The following is a 17,408-nucleotide window of genomic DNA, read 5'->3' on the forward strand; positions in this document are numbered from 1 at the left end:
TTTTATGATTTTTATTTTTCTCGGGTAGGACTAAAAGTCAGATTTTCAATTTCTTTTTTGCCATCTAACGTAACAAAAGCAAAATTAAAATGCCATTTCACAAGCCGAACTTCGTGTGTTGAAAAATTCCCGACAGGAAGTTTTAGCAAAAGCTTATTCCAACCTTTATTTAAAGTTACCGAGATAGGATTTCGTACTTCAAAATTTTCGTTCGTTAGCGGAATTTCATTCGATTTTTCTTTATGAGAAGAAGCCCACACAGGCGGTAAAATTTCCGTTCCGTTAATCCAAATTTTACTTTCTTTGTAATCCCATTTTCCTTGTGGAGGCGGTAAATCTTTTTCAGAACGGCTGTAATTCTGTGTGGTAGCCCACAACCCAACAGATTGTTTTTTAGGCGAATAGACATACGTATAAGCATACGCCGTGTGGTTGGGCTGTGGATTTTCGTAAAAACTTTTCACAATTTTTCCCCAAACGTGTCGCAAATAAACGCCCGCCCCGATGGCTGTTTTCGTACCATATTTTTTCCCATTGTAAAAATAACTTTCTGCAAAATTTTCTTGCTCGGGAGGGAAAGTTTTTGTTAGATTTCCTTCATTAGGAAAAGCATCGGTAATTTGCCATTTCATATGTGTTTGTTTTACATAAGCAAAAGGTAAATTACTGAAATATAGTTTTTTATGCCATAACATTCGGCGTTCAAAATCGTGAAAAGCAATGAAGTTTTCATCTTTTTCCGAAAATAAATTTGTTCCTTTTACGTCAAAATATTCTGTCCCTCCACCAAGCCAAGTACGCTCTGCCAAAGCCAACATCGACGGATAAAAATTATTCTGAATGATGATTTCTTTTTCATCAGGAATGAATCGGTCGTGCCAAACCGCAACAATGGCTCCTGCGTGGTTGTCATCTCCTTTTTTTACATTCAGAATACGACTATTGTACAAAGCAATTAAATCGGCAAATGCATCAAAATGATTGATATAATGCAAACGACAATCAATGGCAGGAATGCCTTTTTGTACCTTCCCTCGATAGCTCCACAGTTGCGTCATATCAATTTCCCCTTCTTTATAGTCCCAACCAGGGTTCCAAGAAATCACTTTTTTACCCTTTTTCCGAATGAAACGAACCATTTCGGGGACAAAATCAGGGTTGGTAAACTCTACTTCATCTGTCCCAATATGGAAGTACGGCACATCGAAATAAGGCATCATTTCATCAAGTAATTCTTTGAGAATCAGCATTCCTTTTTCGGCTTGCATATCACATTTAAACGCTTTTTGGAACGCCAAACTATGTCCTGGCATATCAATTTCAGGAATTAAAAGCACATTGTGTTGCTTGCAGAAATCGACAAGTTCCTTAGCTTGCTCCAAAGTGTAGAATTTGGCGTGCATTCGCTCGTAACTCGAACTATCATTCAAAATCGGATATCGCTTACTTTCCAATCTCCAACCTTGATTTTCAGTTAGATGCCAATGAAAAACATTGATTTTATATTGCGAAAGAATTTTGATTTCTTGCTTTAATTCTTCCAATGAAATAAACGTACGCCCCACATCTTGCATAAATCCGCGAATGCGAAACGCAGGATAATCCACTATGGAACAGCCTTCAAAATAGGTTTTCCCTTTGGGTGATTTTAGTTGCCGAAGCGTTTGCATTGCCCAGTAAACGCCTTTCTCGGTTATGGCTTCGATTTGTATTTTTCGTTTGGAAACGATTAATCGGTATGCCTCTTCTTTGTTTAGTTCGGCTTGCGGAATACTACTAACTAACTTTATTTCAACAGATTGCTTAGCCGAAGATGAAATTTCTCCGCCCATTTCCGAAATAAATTGTCGCCACTGTTCTTGCAAAACCGAAGTTTCCAAACGCACTTTTTTGAAGCAAAAAGTCTCTCCATTAGGCTGAATGTGCTGTGGCTTGGGCAATAAATGGTCAATCCCAGCATAAGATAACGATGTGAAAATCAGTAAAAAGTAGAATAACACGTGTTTCATAAAAAAATATACATTTGACCGACAAAAATAGGTTTATTTTCCGATAAAAACACTATTTTTTCTTTTAATTTGGTATTTTTGAAAATTTGTGAAATCGGTTGAAATAGCGTAAATTTGCAAGAAAAATCACTACAAATGACAGGTTTTGATAATGAAATGATGAAACGATGTATTCAACTGGCAAACAACGGTTTAGGTTCTACTTATCCAAATCCAATGGTGGGCAGTGTCATTACTTGTAAGGGAAAAATCATCGGTGAAGGCTGGCACAAAAAAGCAGGCGAACCACACGCAGAAGTAAACGCCATTAATTCAGTGAAAAACAAAGAATTACTCACAAAAAGTAGCATTTACGTAAGTTTGGAGCCTTGTAGCCATTTCGGAAAGACGCCTCCGTGTAGTGATTTGATTATCAAGCATAAAATCCCGAAAGTAATTATCGGGACAACCGACCCTTTTGCCAAAGTGTGTGGAAACGGAATCAAAAAACTAAAAGACGCTGGTTGTGAGGTAATTGTAGGTATTTTGGAGAAAGAGTGCCAGGAATTAAACAAACGTTTTTTTACGTTTCATCAAAAAAAACGCCCCTATATTTTCTTGAAATGGGCAGAAACTCGTGATGGTTTTATCGCTCCCGAAACTAAAAATGAAATTGCTCCGAAGTGGATAACAAACTCATACTCAAAGCAATTCGTTCACAAAATGCGAAGCCAAGAACAGGCAATTTTGGTAGGTACAAATACGGTTTTACACGACAATCCGAAATTGAACACGCGTGATTGGTTCGGGCAAAATCCATTGCGGATGATTATCGACCGAAATTTGAAAACACCACGAAATTTTTCGGTTTGGGACGATACGCAACCTACGTTATTTCTTTCTGAAAAAACAGAAAATCAGTTATTTACAAATACTTGTTTTGAAAAAACTGATTTTTCGGAAAATCTACCTCAACAAATTTGCGACATTCTGTATAAAAAAAATATCCAAAGCCTTATCGTGGAAGGCGGAAGCACTGTGTTACAGCAATTTATAAATGAAAATCTGTGGGACGAAGCCTTTATTTTCAAAGGAAATACCTCGTTTGGAATCGGAAGGCAAGCTCCTGATTTTCAACAAAAAACGCTGATAACGATTTACGAATTTGAAAACGATAAATTATTCATTTACAAAAACTTATAGTTTTTTATAAATTGTATATGGAAGATACGTTTAAAACGATAGAAAATCCGGTTAAAGAGGTCATTTTCAAGGAGAAAAGTAGCAAGTTTTTGGGCTACGCCTTTCCCGTAAAAACCGAAGAAGAAATAAAACAACATCTTGAAGCCGTCAAAAAAGAACATTATTCGGCTCGGCATTGGTGCTATGCTTGGCAGTTAGGTCACGGAAAATCAATGCATTATCGGGCAAATGACGATGGCGAACCCAACAACTCGGCGGGCATTCCCATTTACGGACAAATTCAATCTTTTGAACTTACGGATATTTTGGTAATCGTAGTGCGTTATTTTGGCGGTATCAAATTGGGCGTTGGCGGACTGGTGCAAGCCTACAAAACATCAGCACAACTCACCTTGCAAGAGGCTGAAATTATGGAAAAAATTGTTACCCAAACGCTTGTCATCGCATTCGATTACAAAGATATGAACAAAGTAATGCGAATCATCAAAGAACGTAACTTACAGATTATCAATCAAAAAATGGAACTAAACTGCATTTTGTTCATTGAAGTCCGTCAAAGTGAATGGGAGGAAGTTCGAGCAATTTTCCAAACTGTTTACGGCATTTCATTACTTGACGATGAGGGGTGATTTTTTCAAATCCAAATCATCAAAAACACCAATCCCGAAGAGGGCAAAATCATATTTTGCAGGGTCGGTCGGGTCAAATTTCCGCAAGTGATTATCAAGCTCTGACAAGGCTTCCACATCGTTTTTGGGTCGGGTGATAAGCCCCAAACTTCTGGCTACATTTCCCGAATGAACGTCTAACGGGCAGGACAATAACGAAGGCGAAATCCCTTTCCAAATTCCGAAATCAACGCCCGCATTATCACATCGAACCATCCAACGCAAAAACATATTAAAACGCTTGGCAACCGAACCTTTACGCGGGTCGGGTAAGTGTTTTGAAGTTCTCTGACATTTTAAATCGTTAAAAAACAGCTGTTTAAAATTTGAAATTCCTAATTGTAAGTCGTTGTTTTCGATACTTTGGGCAAAGGCTTTTTCCAGTCCGTTGTGATGTGTGTAAATATTTTTTAAACTTAAAACGAATTGCTCCAAATCCTGCCCGTTAAAGGTGCGATGCACAAAATTTTGAAGCCGTTCCAAATCATTTTCCGAATGCGACATTACAAAATCATAAGGCGAATTTCCAAGTAAATCCATTAATTTCAATCCGTTGGAAATGATTGTTTTACGTTGTCCCCAAGCGATTACAGATATCAGAAAACCTGCAATTTCGATGTCTTCTTTTGCAGAAAAATTTTTTGGAATTTGAATTGGGTCAGTTTCAATAAATTCAGGTCGATTGTATTGTATTACTTTTTCATCAAGAAAAGATTTTAATTCGTTGAAATTCATATTTTTAACTTGATTTTTCGATGTGCAAAGATAAAATTTCTTTTCGAAAAGTTGTACAAATATTGTTTTTATCAAAAAAAATAGTACGTTTGCCCCGTGTTTCATTGAAATACGAGTAGCTTTTTTATTAATAAGGTAGAAAAATTATAACAAGAAAAATATAAAAAAGAGATTATTTTTTCTGTTTACACTTTTTGTTTGTATTGCAAATGCACAAAGTAGCGTATATTCGTTAGAGTTTGGCTCAAATTTCGGTTTTGCAAACGCTACATCTATTAGTCAGATATATGACAGATTAAAAGAAAATAATTTTCCTGCTTTGTCGGAAAAATTAAATTCGTTTGGTATTACACAAGGTGGGGTAACTTTGATTTTGAGAAGAAATAGATGGGGATTTTTGCTTGAAACTTCTGCTTCACATTTCAAAACTTCTGAAAATGAAGCCAAACATTATTACAGCGGAAATTCTGAATTGTATTCATTAGGAGTTATTTATGAGCTTTTTCAAAAAAAAATCTTTACACTTTCTCCCTATGTCACCATTGGCGGTCAAGATGCAGAAATCTTTTTAGACTATAAGTTTGAAAGAGGAGTAACACCAACTTCACTTCGTATTACGGGTGATGAAACTAATTTTACTCTCGGAACAAGGCTTTATTTCAGAGTAGCATCTTGGAACGAAAACCGATTGAGTTTATCCGTGAATACAGATGCTTATTATCGGTATTCTGTGTCAAGAGTTTGGCGTTTTAACAATATGTTGATAGATTCGGGTAAATTTAATTTGTCATCTTTCGGATTTTTAGCGGGATTATCCGTAAAATATTATTTCTAAGGAATTTAAGAAGAGGCTGAAAAAAGCCTCTTTTTTATATTATTCTACCATCAACCATCGTTAATTTTCGGTCTGCCATATTGGCTAATTCTTCGTTGTGGGTTACAATCACAAAAGTTTGATTGAATGTTTTTCGCAAATCAAAGAATAATTTATGCAGATTTTCAGCACTTTCCGAGTCCAAATTTCCGCTGGGTTCATCAGCAAAAACCACCGAAGGATGATTCATCAATGCTCTTGCAACTGAAACGCGTTGTTGTTCTCCACCTGATAAAGTACTGGGTTTGTGGTCAAATCTGTCCGATAAATTCAGGAAAGCCAGCAATTCTTTGGCTCTTTTCTCAGCTTCTTTTTTGGGAGTTCCTTTTATGAAAGCCGGAATGCAAACATTTTCCAAAGCCGTGAATTCAGGCAATAATTGATGAAATTGGAAAATAAATCCGATGTGTTCGTTTCTGAATTTTGACAAAGCTTTGGAAGACAGGCTTTTTATATCTACATTATTGATAAACAGAGAAGTATCTTGATTGTTGTTTGCAGAATCTAACGTACCTAAAATGTGAAGCAGAGTAGTTTTTCCGGCTCCCGAAGCTCCTACAATCGAAACGATTTCTCCTTTATTCACTTGGATATCAACACCTTTCAGGACTTCTAAATCTCCGTAGGTTTTATGTATGTTTTTAGCTTTAATCATAATAAAAAGGAAATATTACAAACTTTCGATTTTTTGTTTTGCCAGGTTAAGAATTTTGTTTACCTGCTCATCAAAAGTTAAATGTGAATTATCAATTTCAATAGCGTCTTCCGCTTTTTTAAGAGGAGATTCTTTTCGCGTAGTATCAAGAAAATCACGTTGTTGTACGTTTTTTAGAACTTCTTCAAAAGATACATTTTCACCCTTTTCTTGAAGTTCTTTATATCTGCGTTCGGCACGGATTTGCTCTGAAGCTGTCATAAAAATCTTGAGTTCGGCGTCAGGAAAAACCACCGTCCCGATGTCACGTCCGTCCATAACGATGCCTTTTTCTTGGCTCATTTTTCTTTGTAAATCAACTAAATAGCTTCGTATTTCTGGAATTTTAGCAATTTCACTCACTAAATTGGCGACTTCAATACTGCGGATTTCTCGCTCAATATTTTTCCCGTTTAGGTACATTTCCGAAAAGCCCAATTCAGGATTATATCTAAAAGATAAATCACTGTTTTTCAGTTTTTTGATTAATTCCTCTTTCTTAATATGAATCGTATTTTCAAACTTCCCTGTTTTTTCGTTTTCTACGCCAGCGGTTGCTATATATCCTTCTTTTACAGCCAAATATGTTACAGCCCGATACATCGCTCCCGTATCCACATAGACGTATCCCAATTGTTGTGCTACTTTTTTGGCTGTACTACTTTTTCCAGTTGAAGAAAATCCGTCAATGGCAATGATTATTTTCTGCATTTTTTGTGAGTTATATTCCGCAAAGATACTACTATTTGTTAAATTTTGAAATAAAACAGTGTTGAATGCAGAGGCAAATCGTTGCGTTTTTGGCTGTAATGAATATAAAATTTATTAAAAAAATACAAATATTTTTTATTTTTGATGTAACAAATGAATTTGAAGTGTTACTAATACACAAAACAAGAAAATGAAGTCATTAGAAAAAGAATTTTTGGAACGCATCGAAAAGCATAGAGGCATACTTTTTAAGATTGCCAAAATGTATATGGATGATATCGACGACCAAAGAGACCTTTTTCAAGAAATTACCTATCAGTTGTGGAAGGCTTATCCCAGTTTTCAGGGCAAGAGCGAATTTTCAACTTGGATGTATCGGGTGGCACTCAATACGGCGATTGTTTTTCTGAAATCGGAAAAGAAAAAAGATTTTATTTCGAGAGACGATAACTTACACAGTATCAAAATTAAAGACGAGGACAGCTCGGAAGAGGAACACCAAATTAAAATAATGTACGACGCAATTCATTTACTAAACCCGATTGATAAAGCCTTGATATTTTATTATTTAGAAGATTATTCGGGTAAGGAGATAGCCGAGCAAATGGGACTTTCGGAAGTGAATGTACGCGTGAAACTCAGCCGAGCAAAAAGTAAACTTAGTGAAATAGTCAAAAAATTAAATGTTTAGAACGATGGATAACTTTAAAGAACTTTGGAATAAAGACCAAATTACCGAAACACCTGAAATTTCGCTCGAAAAACAGCAGCAAATTCGTTTGCCTTTGGAGAAAATACGAGCCAATATGAAGAGAGAGTACAAATTCACCATATTTTCTTTTCCGTTGTTATTCCTATTGTTATTCTTTTTCGACGGATTTTACCAAATATCCATTTTTTTGATGTTGATGGGGCTTGCTGTTTTGATTACCGTGTATTATTTCAGCAAATTTCGAGTTTTTTATAAAAAAATCAACACACAAGGGCTTGATACGTACCATAATCTACTGAATTTAAGATATGAATTGGTGCTAAATTCCGAATTGTATAAATCGTATTATTTGTGCTTTGTGCCTTTGGCATTTTCAGCCTATGTATTGTTTTTTTCCGTGGAACAAAATCTTTACGAAATAGGGAAAATTTTTCTTTCAATGATATTTGGTGTCGTTTTTGTTTATTTCTACGGAAAGATTTGGCTCAAAGAGATGTATGGGAAATATATTTTGGAAATTTCGGAATTAGTAAACCAAATGAATGACCAGCAAGATGATTTTCAGTATGATAGAGCTACTGTGAAAATGGAAAAATATTTCTCTTTTTTTGAAAATACACAGCCTTCATTTGTTGAAAAATTTGGTAAGGCAGGAAAGGTTTTGCATATCATTTTTTGGATTTTTGTATTTTTTGTGGCATTATTTATCTTGGGTTTTATAGTAGGATTTTTTGGAGTAATGTTTAATAATAATTTTTAGAATATAGTTTTATGAAAAGTATTTGGAAAGCGACTTATGCCTGTAATAAAATCAGAATTGAAAACACTTGGTTTCACGGAGAGCGGTTGTACGTCAATGACGAACTTCAAGATGAACAAAGTAATATATTTAATGCTTTATTAACGGGGCATCTTTTTGATGGGGAGATAAAAAAAAACATAAAAGTCAATATTTTTTTCCATTTTGTTCGGATGAAATGTAATCTTTTTGTTGATGACAAATTTGTGGAACTTACTCAAATGAAATAAAAAAAGAGGCTATGAAGATAGCCTCTTTTTTATGATTTTATAAAAATTACTTCACATTAAATGCTTTTTCTTGTGGGAAATAAGCTGTACTTCCTAATTGCTCTTCAATGCGGATTAATTGGTTGTATTTTGCCATACGGTCAGAACGTGAAGCAGAACCTGTTTTGATTTGTCCTGTATTCAACGCAACAGCCAAGTCAGCAATTGTGTTGTCCTCAGTTTCACCTGAACGATGTGACATTACTGAAGTGTAACCTGCTCTGTGAGCCATTTCAACAGCTGCGATAGTTTCAGAAAGCGTTCCGATTTGGTTTACTTTAATCAAGATAGAGTTAGCAACACCTTTCTCAATTCCTCTTTCAAGGATAGAAACATTTGTTACAAACAAATCATCTCCAACCAATTGTACTTTATGTCCGATTTTGTCAGTAAGCATTTTCCAGCCTTCCCAATCGTTTTGGTCCATTCCGTCCTCAATAGAAATGATAGGATATTTCTCTACCAATTCAGCCAAGTAATTTACTTGCTCTTCACGAGTACGTACTTTTCCTTTGCTTCCTTCAAATTTGGTGTAGTCGTATTTTCCGTCTGCATAGAACTCTGATGAAGCACAGTCCAAAGCGATTTTGATTTCTTCACCCCATTTGTAACCAGCATTTTCAACTGCTTTTTTGATAGAATCCAAAGCGTCTTCTGTTCCTTCGAAAGTGGGAGCAAATCCTCCTTCGTCACCCACGGCAGTGCTTAATCCTCTGTCGTGCAATACTTTTTTCAAGTTGTGGAATATTTCCGCTCCCATTTGGATAGATTGAGAGAAGTTTGCTGCTTTCACAGGCATAATCATAAATTCTTGGAAAGCAATCGGGGCATCAGAGTGTGAACCTCCGTTGATGATGTTCATCATTGGTACAGGCAGTGTGTGAGCACTTACTCCACCAACGTAACGATATAAAGGCAATCCTAACTCCTCAGCAGCAGCTTTTGCAACAGCCAAAGAAACTCCTAAAATAGCGTTAGCTCCCAAGTTTGATTTATTTGGAGTTCCATCTAACTTAATCATTGTTTGGTCGATAAGGTTTTGTTCAAAAACGCTCATTCCAACAATTTCTTCAGCAATAACTTCATTAACGTTGGAAACGGCTTTTAAAACACCTTTACCCATATAATTTTTTCCGCCATCGCGAAGCTCAACAGCCTCATACTCACCAGTTGAAGCTCCTGACGGAACAGCTGCTCTTCCTAAGTAACCGTTTTCTGTTAAAACATCTACCTCTACCGTAGGATTCCCTCTTGAATCCAAAATTTGTCGTGCGTGTACGCTTACAATAATACTCATATTTTCTATTATTTAATTAAAACTTCTTTTTATCAATTAACAATGAACAACTACCAATGAACTATTTTTCAGAGAAATAAGAATAGTACTTTTTCATAGTAAATTATTATTTATTCATTCTCTCATTGGTCATTATCAAATTGTTATTTGTTCATTGAAAACTTGTTATTTGTTAATTATTCTCCATCATTTCCGCAAACTGGTCGAACAGATACGTTGCATCGTTAGGACCAGGTCCTGCTTCAGGGTGATACTGAACGCTGAAACATTTTTTGCCTTTAATGCGAATTCCCATCACGGTGTCGTCATTCAAGTGTGTGTGGGTAATTTCTATATTCGGGTTTGATTCAGCTTGCTTTCTATCTACCGCAAATCCGTGGTTTTGAGATGTTATTTCACCTTTTCCTGTCAAAATATTTTTCACAGGATGGTTGATTCCTCTGTGTCCGTTATGCATTTTGTACGTTGGAATTCCGTTTGCCAATGCAATAATTTGGTGTCCCAAACAAATTCCAAAAATAGGTAAATCTTGAGCAATCATTTCTTTTACTTGGGCAATAACCTCAGTAAGTGGCTCAGGGTCACCAGGCCCGTTTGATAAGAAATATCCGTCAGGATTCCAAGCTTTTAGCTCTTCCAAAGGAGTGTTATATGGGAATACTTTTATGTACATATCTCGTGCAGCCATATTTCGTAGGATATTCTTTTTAATTCCAAAATCCAATGCTGCAACTTTGTATTTTGCATTTTCGTTACCAAAAAAATAAGGTTTAGTAACTGACACTTTTGAAGCCAATTCTAAACCTTTCATATCTGGAATTTCTTTTAATTTTGCTTTAAGGATTTCTAAATCACTTATTTCAGTTGAAATAACAGCATTCATTGAGCCATTATCACGAATGTGAGCCACCAAAGCTCGTGTGTCCACTTCGCAAATAGCTACTAAGTTTGTGCGGTCAAAAAAATCTTTCAGTGAGCCGGAAGCACTCGGACGAGAATAATCATAGCTGAAATTTCGGCAAACTAATCCGGCTATTTTGATACCATCAGACTCGTTTTCATCATCATTAATTCCGTAGTTGCCAATATGGGCGTTGGCAGTTACCATAATTTGCCCATAATATGAAGGGTCAGTGAAAATTTCTTGATAACCCGTCATTCCTGTATTGAAACAAACTTCACCAAAAACAGTTCCTTCATTTCCAACGCTTTTTCCGTAGAAGGCTGTTCCGTCGGCAAGTAAAATAACTGCTTTTTTCTTTTCTTGATATTTCATTTTTTTAGCTCTGAATTTTGACCGCAAATATAAGCAAAAAAGTGGGAAAAGAAAACTGAAAAGAGAAAAAATAATAAAAGGTCTTGCAGGTGATAATTCTCTTTTCTGCAAGACCTTTTTTTACTTGTTTTATATTTGTTTTAGTTTTTATTGAAAACTTCTAAAGCTGCTTTGTCGTCCAATTTTTTGATTTCTTCCAACAAGATTTTTTTCATTCGCTTGGTAATTTTTTCGCTTGACTTTTGACCGTAAATGTTGTTCATCTCTTTAGGGTCTTTTTTCAAGTCATAAAGTTCCCAACCATTGTAGCGTTTGTAATAACGGATGATTTTGTAACGCTTATCTTTTATACCGAAGTGTGGCGAAACTGCGTGTTCTCCGTTTTCATAATAGTGATAATAAACCGTTTCACGAACCTTTTTGCAAGGTTTTTTCAACACAGGCAAGAACGATTCTCCTTGTATGTCAGAAGGAATTGCAACACCAGCCATTTCCAGAAGAGTAGGGGCGATGTCAACATTCATTACGTAGCTTTCTGTGGTTTTTCCTTTTTTGATGAATTTCGGATATTTGATAACCATTGGGGTGCGGAATGATTCCTCGTACATCCAGCGTTTGTCATACCAGCCGTGTTCGCCCATATAAAATCCTTGGTCGGAAAGATAAATAACTATTGTGTTGTCAGATAAATTATTTTTATCCAAATAGTTCATCATACGGCCAATATTTCTGTCAAGAGATACCGCAGTGGCGTAATAATCACGCATATAGCGTTGGAATTTCCATTCGGTAAGGGCGTTGCCTGTTAAGTTTTTCTTCTCTAAATCCGCTTGAATGGCGTGGTAGAAATTACCATAGGCTTTTCGCTGCTCGGGAGTCATTCGGTTAAAATTACTGTCCTTGTCCTCCTCACCAGGAGCAAACATTTTCAGGTCATATCCCATTCTCAAATCTTTGGCGATGCTCATTTCTTGCATTGAGGCGGGAATACGCCCGTTGTAATTGTCATAGAAAGTATCCGGAAGGGGGAAATTTACATTTTCAAAAGTTCCTAAGTCTTGTATGTCAGGCATCCAAGTTCGGTGAGTGGCTTTCTGTCCTACGATTAAGCAGAAGGGTTTATCTGTATTTCGATTATCAAGCCATTTTTCAGCTTCATCTTCCACGATATCAGTTACATATCCTTGTTCACGAACGGTTTTTCCGTCTTCAATAATGAAATCAGGATTGAAATAATGACCTTGCCCGATTAAAATTTTGAAGAAATCAAACCCTTTTGGGTCTCTTCCTAAGTGGTATTTTCCAATCCAAGCGGTCTGATAACCATTTTGTTGCAGAAGATTAACGAACTGCTGCTGGCTTGAATTGTAACGCGAAGTTTCGTTATCGGTATATCCGTTTTTGTGGCTGAATTTTCCAGTTAAGATACACGCACGGCTTGGTCCGCAGATAGAGTTTGCGACATACGCCTTGTTAAAAGTCAAGCCTTGGTCGGATAACTTGTCGATGTTTGGCGTATATGAAGTTTCACCTTTATTATACGCCCCGATAGATTGAAATGAGTGGTCGTCGGAAATGATGATGACGATGTTTGGTTGTTTCTGTTGTCCCCAAGCGATGAGCGAAAGGAAGAAACTGAACAAAATAGTAATTTTTTTCATCTTAATAAAAATATTTGGTATAGTTGATTATTTAAAAAATCTACATTTGAGAATCGGCTTCATCAATGTATGCCTTCCGAACTTTTTTAAACAGTTCCGAAGAATAAACGAAATCCGTAACAGCCTCGTTATCTGTTCTGAAAATAGTTTCCTTGGAGCCTTCCCATTCTTTATATCCGTTTTTAAGGAAAATAATTTTTTCTCCGATTTCCATTACGGAATTCATATCGTGTGTGTTAATTACAGTTGTTATGTTGAATTCTTCGGTAATTTCTTTGATAAGATTATCGATAACGATGGCGGTTTTTGGGTCAAGCCCTGAATTGGGTTCGTCACAAAACAAATAATTAGGTCGGTTTACGATGGCACGTGCAATGGCAACTCGCTTTTGCATTCCTCCTGAAATTTCGGACGGAAGCTTATTTTCGGCATTTACCAGATTTACTCTATTTAGCACCATATCAGCACGTTCTCGGATTTCTTCTTTTGTTTTTGTTGAGAACATTTTTAGCGGAAACATCACATTTTCAAGCACAGTCATCGAATCGAACAAAGCACTTCCTTGGAAAACCATTCCCATTTTTTGGCGTAATTTTGTTCGTTCGTTGCGTTTCATTTCGGCATATCGCACTCCGTCATAAATGATATCTCCCTCATCTGGAGTGAAAAGACCTAATAAAGATTTAAGGAAAACCGTTTTACCGGAACCGCTTTGCCCGATGATTAAATTGGTTTTTCCTTTTTCAAAAATGGTTGAAATTCCTTTCAGAACAGGAACTCCGTTGAACGATTTATGTAAATTTTCTACTTGAATCATTTTCTGTTAATGTTGCGTGTTGTTTTTTTTCGGGAAAGAAACCTAAGCGTAAAACAATTGTGTTATAATTGAATTGGAAAGAATGATTACGATACTTGTCCAAACGAAAGAAGTAGTACTCGCCTTTCCTACATCCAAAGCTCCACCTCTCATAAAATAACCGTGATAAGCGGGAATTGTAGCCAAGAAGAAAGCAAAAACAATCGTTTTGGTAAAGGCATAAATTAAGCTATAAACCTTAAAATCAAGTTGGACTCCTTGTACAAATTCGCTTGAAGTGGTATATCCGCTCACTACGGCTGATGCCCAACCTCCCAAAATACCCAAGTACATTCCCATTGCAATGAGAAACGGAAGTAGCAAAAGGGCAATTATTTTCGGGAAAACCAAGTAATTCAACGAGTTGATTCCCATCATATCAAGTGCGTCGATTTGCTCGGTTACACGCATCGTCCCAATACTTGAGGTAATAAAAGAACCTACTTTTCCTGCCAAAATGATAGCAACAAATGTAGGAGCAAACTCCAAAATAATCGACTGACGTGTAGCAAAACCAATTAAATACTTAGGAATGAAAGGATTGTCGATATTTAATGCCGTTTGAACAGAAACAACTCCTCCCACAAAAAAGGAAATAAAAGCAACAATACCGATAGAGCTGAAAATCAAGTCATCAATTTCCCGAAGAATCAAATCTTTCATAATTGACCAACGGGTTCTCTTTCGGAATATGTTGTAGAGCATAATAAAATATCCTCCAATAGCAGCGATGTGTTTCATACGAAAAAAATTATGCTATTTAGCGAATTTTTAGGTTATTAAATCAAAGAAAATTAACCGACTAAGATAACATTTAATTAAAATATTGGCAAAAGTAGTAAAAAAAATATCACTGACAAAATCTGTATTTTAATTAAATTCTTCATTTTGAATGCTACCAATTAACTTGCAAACAGAAAAATATCCATAAATTTGCACCCCAAAAATACATTTTACAATTAACAAACAGAATGAAATTAGAAAAAGAAATACAATTCATTTTAGCACTTGATGCATTAAAAAACATACAACGAAGAAATTATATTTTGGACGATTCTCGCAGGGAAAATTCCGCTGAACATAGCTGGCAAATAATGGTTTTTGCTCAGATTTTACATCCATACGCTAAAAATAAGGAAGAGATTGATTTACTTAGAGTTATCAGGATGTTATCAATTCACGATGTAGTGGAAATTGATGCCGGAGATACTTTTGTTTTTGATGAGCAAGCGATGGTTGGCAAGTATGAAAGAGAATTGGCTTCTGCAAAGCGGATTTTTGGAATTTTAGACGAACCTCTTTGTAGTGAATTTTTGAATTTGTGGGAAGAATTTGAGGCAGAGCAAACTCCAGATGCCATTTTTGCGTGTGCTGTGGACAGAATAATGCCTTTCGTCCTCAATACGCATACTTCAGCTAAAAGTTGGTTACAGGCGGAAGTAAATGAGCAACAAATCAGAAAAGTAATTGAAAATACTGTAAAAAGGGCTTCCGATGCAATGGGAGAAACTTTTGATATACTACTAAAGAAAGCTTTGGACGAAAATAAAGTTTTCTGCAAATAGAAATTGCAATGGTGGAAAAGGTACATATAATATTAAGGTATAGAAAAGAAATTTTTATACTTGCGAAAAAATAGTAATAATTGAAGGAGAAGATACTGAGGAATTTCTGTTTGAGTAAAATATAATTGATAAAAATTTGCATATTACACAAATAGTTGTAATTTTGCACCCCAATTTCAGATACTTGTGTATTTGGAATATATAATAAGGAATGTTTAATTTTTAAAACTAGTAATGTGGATACATTAAGCTACAAAACAATTTCAGTGAACAAAAACACCGCTAACAAGAAGTGGGTTTTGGTAGATGCTGAAGGACAGACATTAGGTCGTCTTGCTTCAAAAGTGGCTAAATTGCTACGTGGCAAGTACAAGCCTGAATTTACGCCACACGTTGATTGCGGGGATAACGTAATTGTTATCAATGCTGAGAAAATCAACTTAACTGGTAACAAGTGGAACGATAAAGAATATCTTCGTTATACAGGTTACCCAGGAGGGCAGAGAGTACAAATAGCTAAGGACGTCTTAGCAAAACACCCTGAACGCATAATTGAAAAAGCAGTTAAAGGTATGTTGCCTAAAAACAAATTGGGTGTAGCGATTTTACGTAATTTGAAAGTGTATGTAGGTACAGAGCACAAACACGAAGCTCAACAACCTACTACCATTAACTTAAACGATTTGAAATAATGGAAGTAATTCACAAAATTGGTAGAAGAAAAACTGCCGTTGCACGTATCTACTTAAAACCAGGCAACGGAACTATCAGTGTAAACAAAAGAGAGTTAAATGATTACTTTACTACTTCAGCTCTTCAATACAAAGTGAAGCAACCATTTTTGTTGTTAGGAACAGAAGATGCTTACGATGTAAAAGTAAACGTATATGGTGGAGGAATTACAGGGCAAGCGGAAGCAATCCGTTTGGCAATTTCCAGAGCTCTTTGTGAAGTTGACGCTGAGAACAGAACTACGCTAAAACCTGAAGGATTATTAACGAGAGACCCTCGTATGGTTGAGCGTAAGAAATTCGGTCAGAAAAAAGCTCGTAAGAGATTCCAATTCTCTAAACGTTAATACGTTATCAGAACGATTAAAGAAAATAAAAACATTGTTGTCGTTGTTCCTTTTCAAAAGGAATTTAGTTTAGCATCCAAATGTTGTTGGCAAACAGGTTGTTTCCTCTTCAACATTGCTAAATCAACGGAACGTAAACTACTAAAGAAATGGCAAATAACATAGAAATTAAAGAATTGCTAGATGCTGGTGTTCATTTTGGACACTTGACTAGAAAGTGGAATCCGAATATGGCTCCATACATTTATATGGAACGTAATGGAATTCACGTTATTAACCTATATAAAACAGCAGCAAAAATCGAAGAAGCAAGTGAGGCTTTAAGAAAAATCGCAGCTTCAGGAAAAAAAGTGCTTTTTGTTGCCACTAAAAAACAAGCAAAGGATGTAGTTGCTGAAAAAGCAGCTTCTGTTAAAATGCCTTACATCACAGAAAGATGGCCAGGAGGTATGTTAACAAACTTTGTTACTATCCGTAAAGCGGTTAAAAAAATGTCTTCTATCGATAAAATGAAAAAAGATGGAACATTCGAGACCCTTTCAAAAAGAGAAAAATTACAAATCGAGCGTTTAAGAGAAAAACTTGAGAAAAACTTAGGTTCTATCGCTGATATGTCTCGCCTTCCAGGTGCTTTATTTGTAGTTGATACGATGCGTGAACACATTGCTGTGAAAGAAGCTCAAAAATTAAACATTCCTATTTTTGCAATGGTGGATACAAATTCAGACCCTCGTGAGGTGGACTATGTTATCCCAGCAAATGATGACGCTTCAAAATCAATTGAGAAAATCCTTACGTATGTAACAGAAGCTATTAACGAAGGACTTTCAGGAAGAACATCTGATAAAGAAAGCAAAGAGGCAGAAACTGCTGAATAATTATTGAATTGTTTGAGATTGTTCGTTTTTAATTTAAAAAATGAACTTTCAAAAACATCAAACAAAATAATAAAGTAATTATGTTTGCAAAGTGATGTGCCTTTGAAACATAGTTACTTTGTTTTTTTATAAAATAAGTTAATT

General features: G+C 35.8%; 19 protein-coding genes. 10 read left to right on the forward strand and 9 right to left on the reverse strand.

The features are described 5' to 3' along the window. Window positions 1–11: 11 nt before the first annotated feature. Window positions 12–2,009 carry a family 20 glycosylhydrolase gene (locus CGC58_RS09335; RefSeq protein WP_095896466.1) on the reverse strand — a complete coding sequence of 666 codons (1,998 nt, stop codon included), beginning with the start codon at window positions 2,007–2,009 and terminating at the stop codon, window positions 12–14. Window positions 2,010–2,144: 135 nt separating this feature from the next. Between CGC58_RS09335 and ribD the strand changes: the two genes are divergently transcribed. Together ribD and CGC58_RS09345 are read left to right on the forward strand one after the other, a co-directional pair. After that, window positions 2,145–3,191, forward strand: coding sequence for a bifunctional diaminohydroxyphosphoribosylaminopyrimidine deaminase/5-amino-6-(5-phosphoribosylamino)uracil reductase RibD (gene ribD / locus CGC58_RS09340; protein WP_232748824.1), 1,047 nt, complete (start codon window positions 2,145–2,147; stop codon window positions 3,189–3,191). A gap of 17 nt (window positions 3,192–3,208) precedes the next feature. Then, on the forward strand, window positions 3,209–3,820 hold the full coding sequence (locus CGC58_RS09345; RefSeq protein ID WP_095896467.1) for an IMPACT family protein: 612 nt from the start codon (window positions 3,209–3,211) through the stop codon (window positions 3,818–3,820). Here the strand turns inward: CGC58_RS09345 and CGC58_RS09350 are convergent. Then, window positions 3,800–4,594: a TIGR02757 family protein gene (locus CGC58_RS09350; protein WP_095897191.1), complete on the reverse strand. Its 795-nt coding sequence runs from the start codon at window positions 4,592–4,594 to the stop codon at window positions 3,800–3,802. The genes CGC58_RS09345 and CGC58_RS09350 overlap by 21 nt on opposite strands. A gap of 319 nt (window positions 4,595–4,913) precedes the next feature. On the opposite strand from CGC58_RS09350, the gene CGC58_RS09355 reads away from it, so the two are divergent. Further along, on the forward strand, window positions 4,914–5,429 hold the full coding sequence (locus tag CGC58_RS09355) for a hypothetical protein (protein ID WP_095896468.1): 516 nt from the start codon (window positions 4,914–4,916) through the stop codon (window positions 5,427–5,429). Between the two features lie 34 nt (window positions 5,430–5,463). On the opposite strand, the gene CGC58_RS09360 is transcribed toward CGC58_RS09355, so the two are convergent. Beyond that, window positions 5,464–6,123 (reverse strand): ABC transporter ATP-binding protein, encoded by a 660-nt coding sequence (locus tag CGC58_RS09360; RefSeq protein ID WP_095896469.1) that lies wholly within the window; start codon window positions 6,121–6,123, stop codon window positions 5,464–5,466. A 15-nt stretch (window positions 6,124–6,138) separates the two neighbouring features. Then, entirely contained in the window at window positions 6,139–6,873 is a 735-nt protein-coding gene (gene cmk / locus CGC58_RS09365; RefSeq protein WP_095896470.1) for a (d)CMP kinase, read from the reverse strand. Window positions 6,874–7,063: 190 nt separating this feature from the next. Here cmk and CGC58_RS09370 point away from each other — a divergent pair, with 190 nt between their 5' ends. From CGC58_RS09370 to CGC58_RS09380, 3 genes are read left to right on the forward strand one after another with little or no spacing between them, the layout of a single operon-like run. Continuing rightward, entirely contained in the window at window positions 7,064–7,564 is a 501-nt protein-coding gene (locus CGC58_RS09370) for an RNA polymerase sigma factor (RefSeq protein WP_095896471.1), read from the forward strand. 4 nt (window positions 7,565–7,568) lie between these two features. Continuing rightward, complete coding sequence (locus tag CGC58_RS09375; protein ID WP_157909246.1) at window positions 7,569–8,345, forward strand: hypothetical protein; 777 nt, start codon at window positions 7,569–7,571, stop codon at window positions 8,343–8,345. 11 nt (window positions 8,346–8,356) lie between these two features. Next, complete coding sequence (locus CGC58_RS09380) at window positions 8,357–8,614, forward strand: hypothetical protein (RefSeq protein WP_095896473.1); 258 nt, start codon at window positions 8,357–8,359, stop codon at window positions 8,612–8,614. Window positions 8,615–8,660: 46 nt separating this feature from the next. On the opposite strand, the gene eno is transcribed toward CGC58_RS09380, so the two are convergent. The 5 genes from eno to CGC58_RS09405 all read right to left on the reverse strand — a co-directional run bounded on the left by eno (window position 8,661) and on the right by CGC58_RS09405 (window position 14,484). Next, a complete protein-coding gene (eno, locus tag CGC58_RS09385; RefSeq protein WP_095896474.1) occupies window positions 8,661–9,950 on the reverse strand; it encodes a phosphopyruvate hydratase in 1,290 nt (429 codons plus the stop codon). Window positions 9,951–10,122: 172 nt separating this feature from the next. After that, window positions 10,123–11,226 carry a glutamine-hydrolyzing carbamoyl-phosphate synthase small subunit gene (gene carA / locus CGC58_RS09390; protein ID WP_095896475.1) on the reverse strand — a complete coding sequence of 368 codons (1,104 nt, stop codon included), beginning with the start codon at window positions 11,224–11,226 and terminating at the stop codon, window positions 10,123–10,125. Window positions 11,227–11,366: 140 nt separating this feature from the next. Beyond that, complete coding sequence (locus CGC58_RS09395) at window positions 11,367–12,887, reverse strand: sulfatase family protein (protein WP_095896476.1); 1,521 nt, start codon at window positions 12,885–12,887, stop codon at window positions 11,367–11,369. 40 nt (window positions 12,888–12,927) lie between these two features. Further along, window positions 12,928–13,704: an ABC transporter ATP-binding protein gene (locus CGC58_RS09400; RefSeq protein WP_095896477.1), complete on the reverse strand. Its 777-nt coding sequence runs from the start codon at window positions 13,702–13,704 to the stop codon at window positions 12,928–12,930. A gap of 42 nt (window positions 13,705–13,746) precedes the next feature. Then, window positions 13,747–14,484: an MlaE family ABC transporter permease gene (locus tag CGC58_RS09405; RefSeq protein ID WP_095896478.1), complete on the reverse strand. Its 738-nt coding sequence runs from the start codon at window positions 14,482–14,484 to the stop codon at window positions 13,747–13,749. A 230-nt stretch (window positions 14,485–14,714) separates the two neighbouring features. On the opposite strand from CGC58_RS09405, the gene CGC58_RS09410 reads away from it, so the two are divergent. The 4 genes from CGC58_RS09410 (at window position 14,715) to rpsB (ending at window position 17,264) form a co-directional block, all read left to right on the forward strand. Further along, entirely contained in the window at window positions 14,715–15,308 is a 594-nt protein-coding gene (locus tag CGC58_RS09410; RefSeq protein ID WP_095896479.1) for an HD domain-containing protein, read from the forward strand. Between the two features lie 236 nt (window positions 15,309–15,544). Beyond that, window positions 15,545–16,000 (forward strand): 50S ribosomal protein L13, encoded by a 456-nt coding sequence (rplM, locus tag CGC58_RS09415; RefSeq protein WP_095896480.1) that lies wholly within the window; start codon window positions 15,545–15,547, stop codon window positions 15,998–16,000. Beyond that, window positions 16,000–16,386, forward strand: coding sequence for a 30S ribosomal protein S9 (gene rpsI / locus CGC58_RS09420; RefSeq protein ID WP_095896481.1), 387 nt, complete (start codon window positions 16,000–16,002; stop codon window positions 16,384–16,386). The genes rplM and rpsI overlap by 1 nt, the downstream gene beginning before the upstream one ends. 149 nt (window positions 16,387–16,535) lie before the next feature. Beyond that, on the forward strand, window positions 16,536–17,264 hold the full coding sequence (gene rpsB / locus CGC58_RS09425) for a 30S ribosomal protein S2 (RefSeq protein ID WP_095896482.1): 729 nt from the start codon (window positions 16,536–16,538) through the stop codon (window positions 17,262–17,264). The last annotated feature ends 144 nt before the right edge of the window (window positions 17,265–17,408 follow it).

The organism is Capnocytophaga stomatis (assembly GCF_002302635.1).
GTDB classification, from domain to species: Bacteria; Bacteroidota; Bacteroidia; order Flavobacteriales; family Flavobacteriaceae; genus Capnocytophaga; species Capnocytophaga stomatis.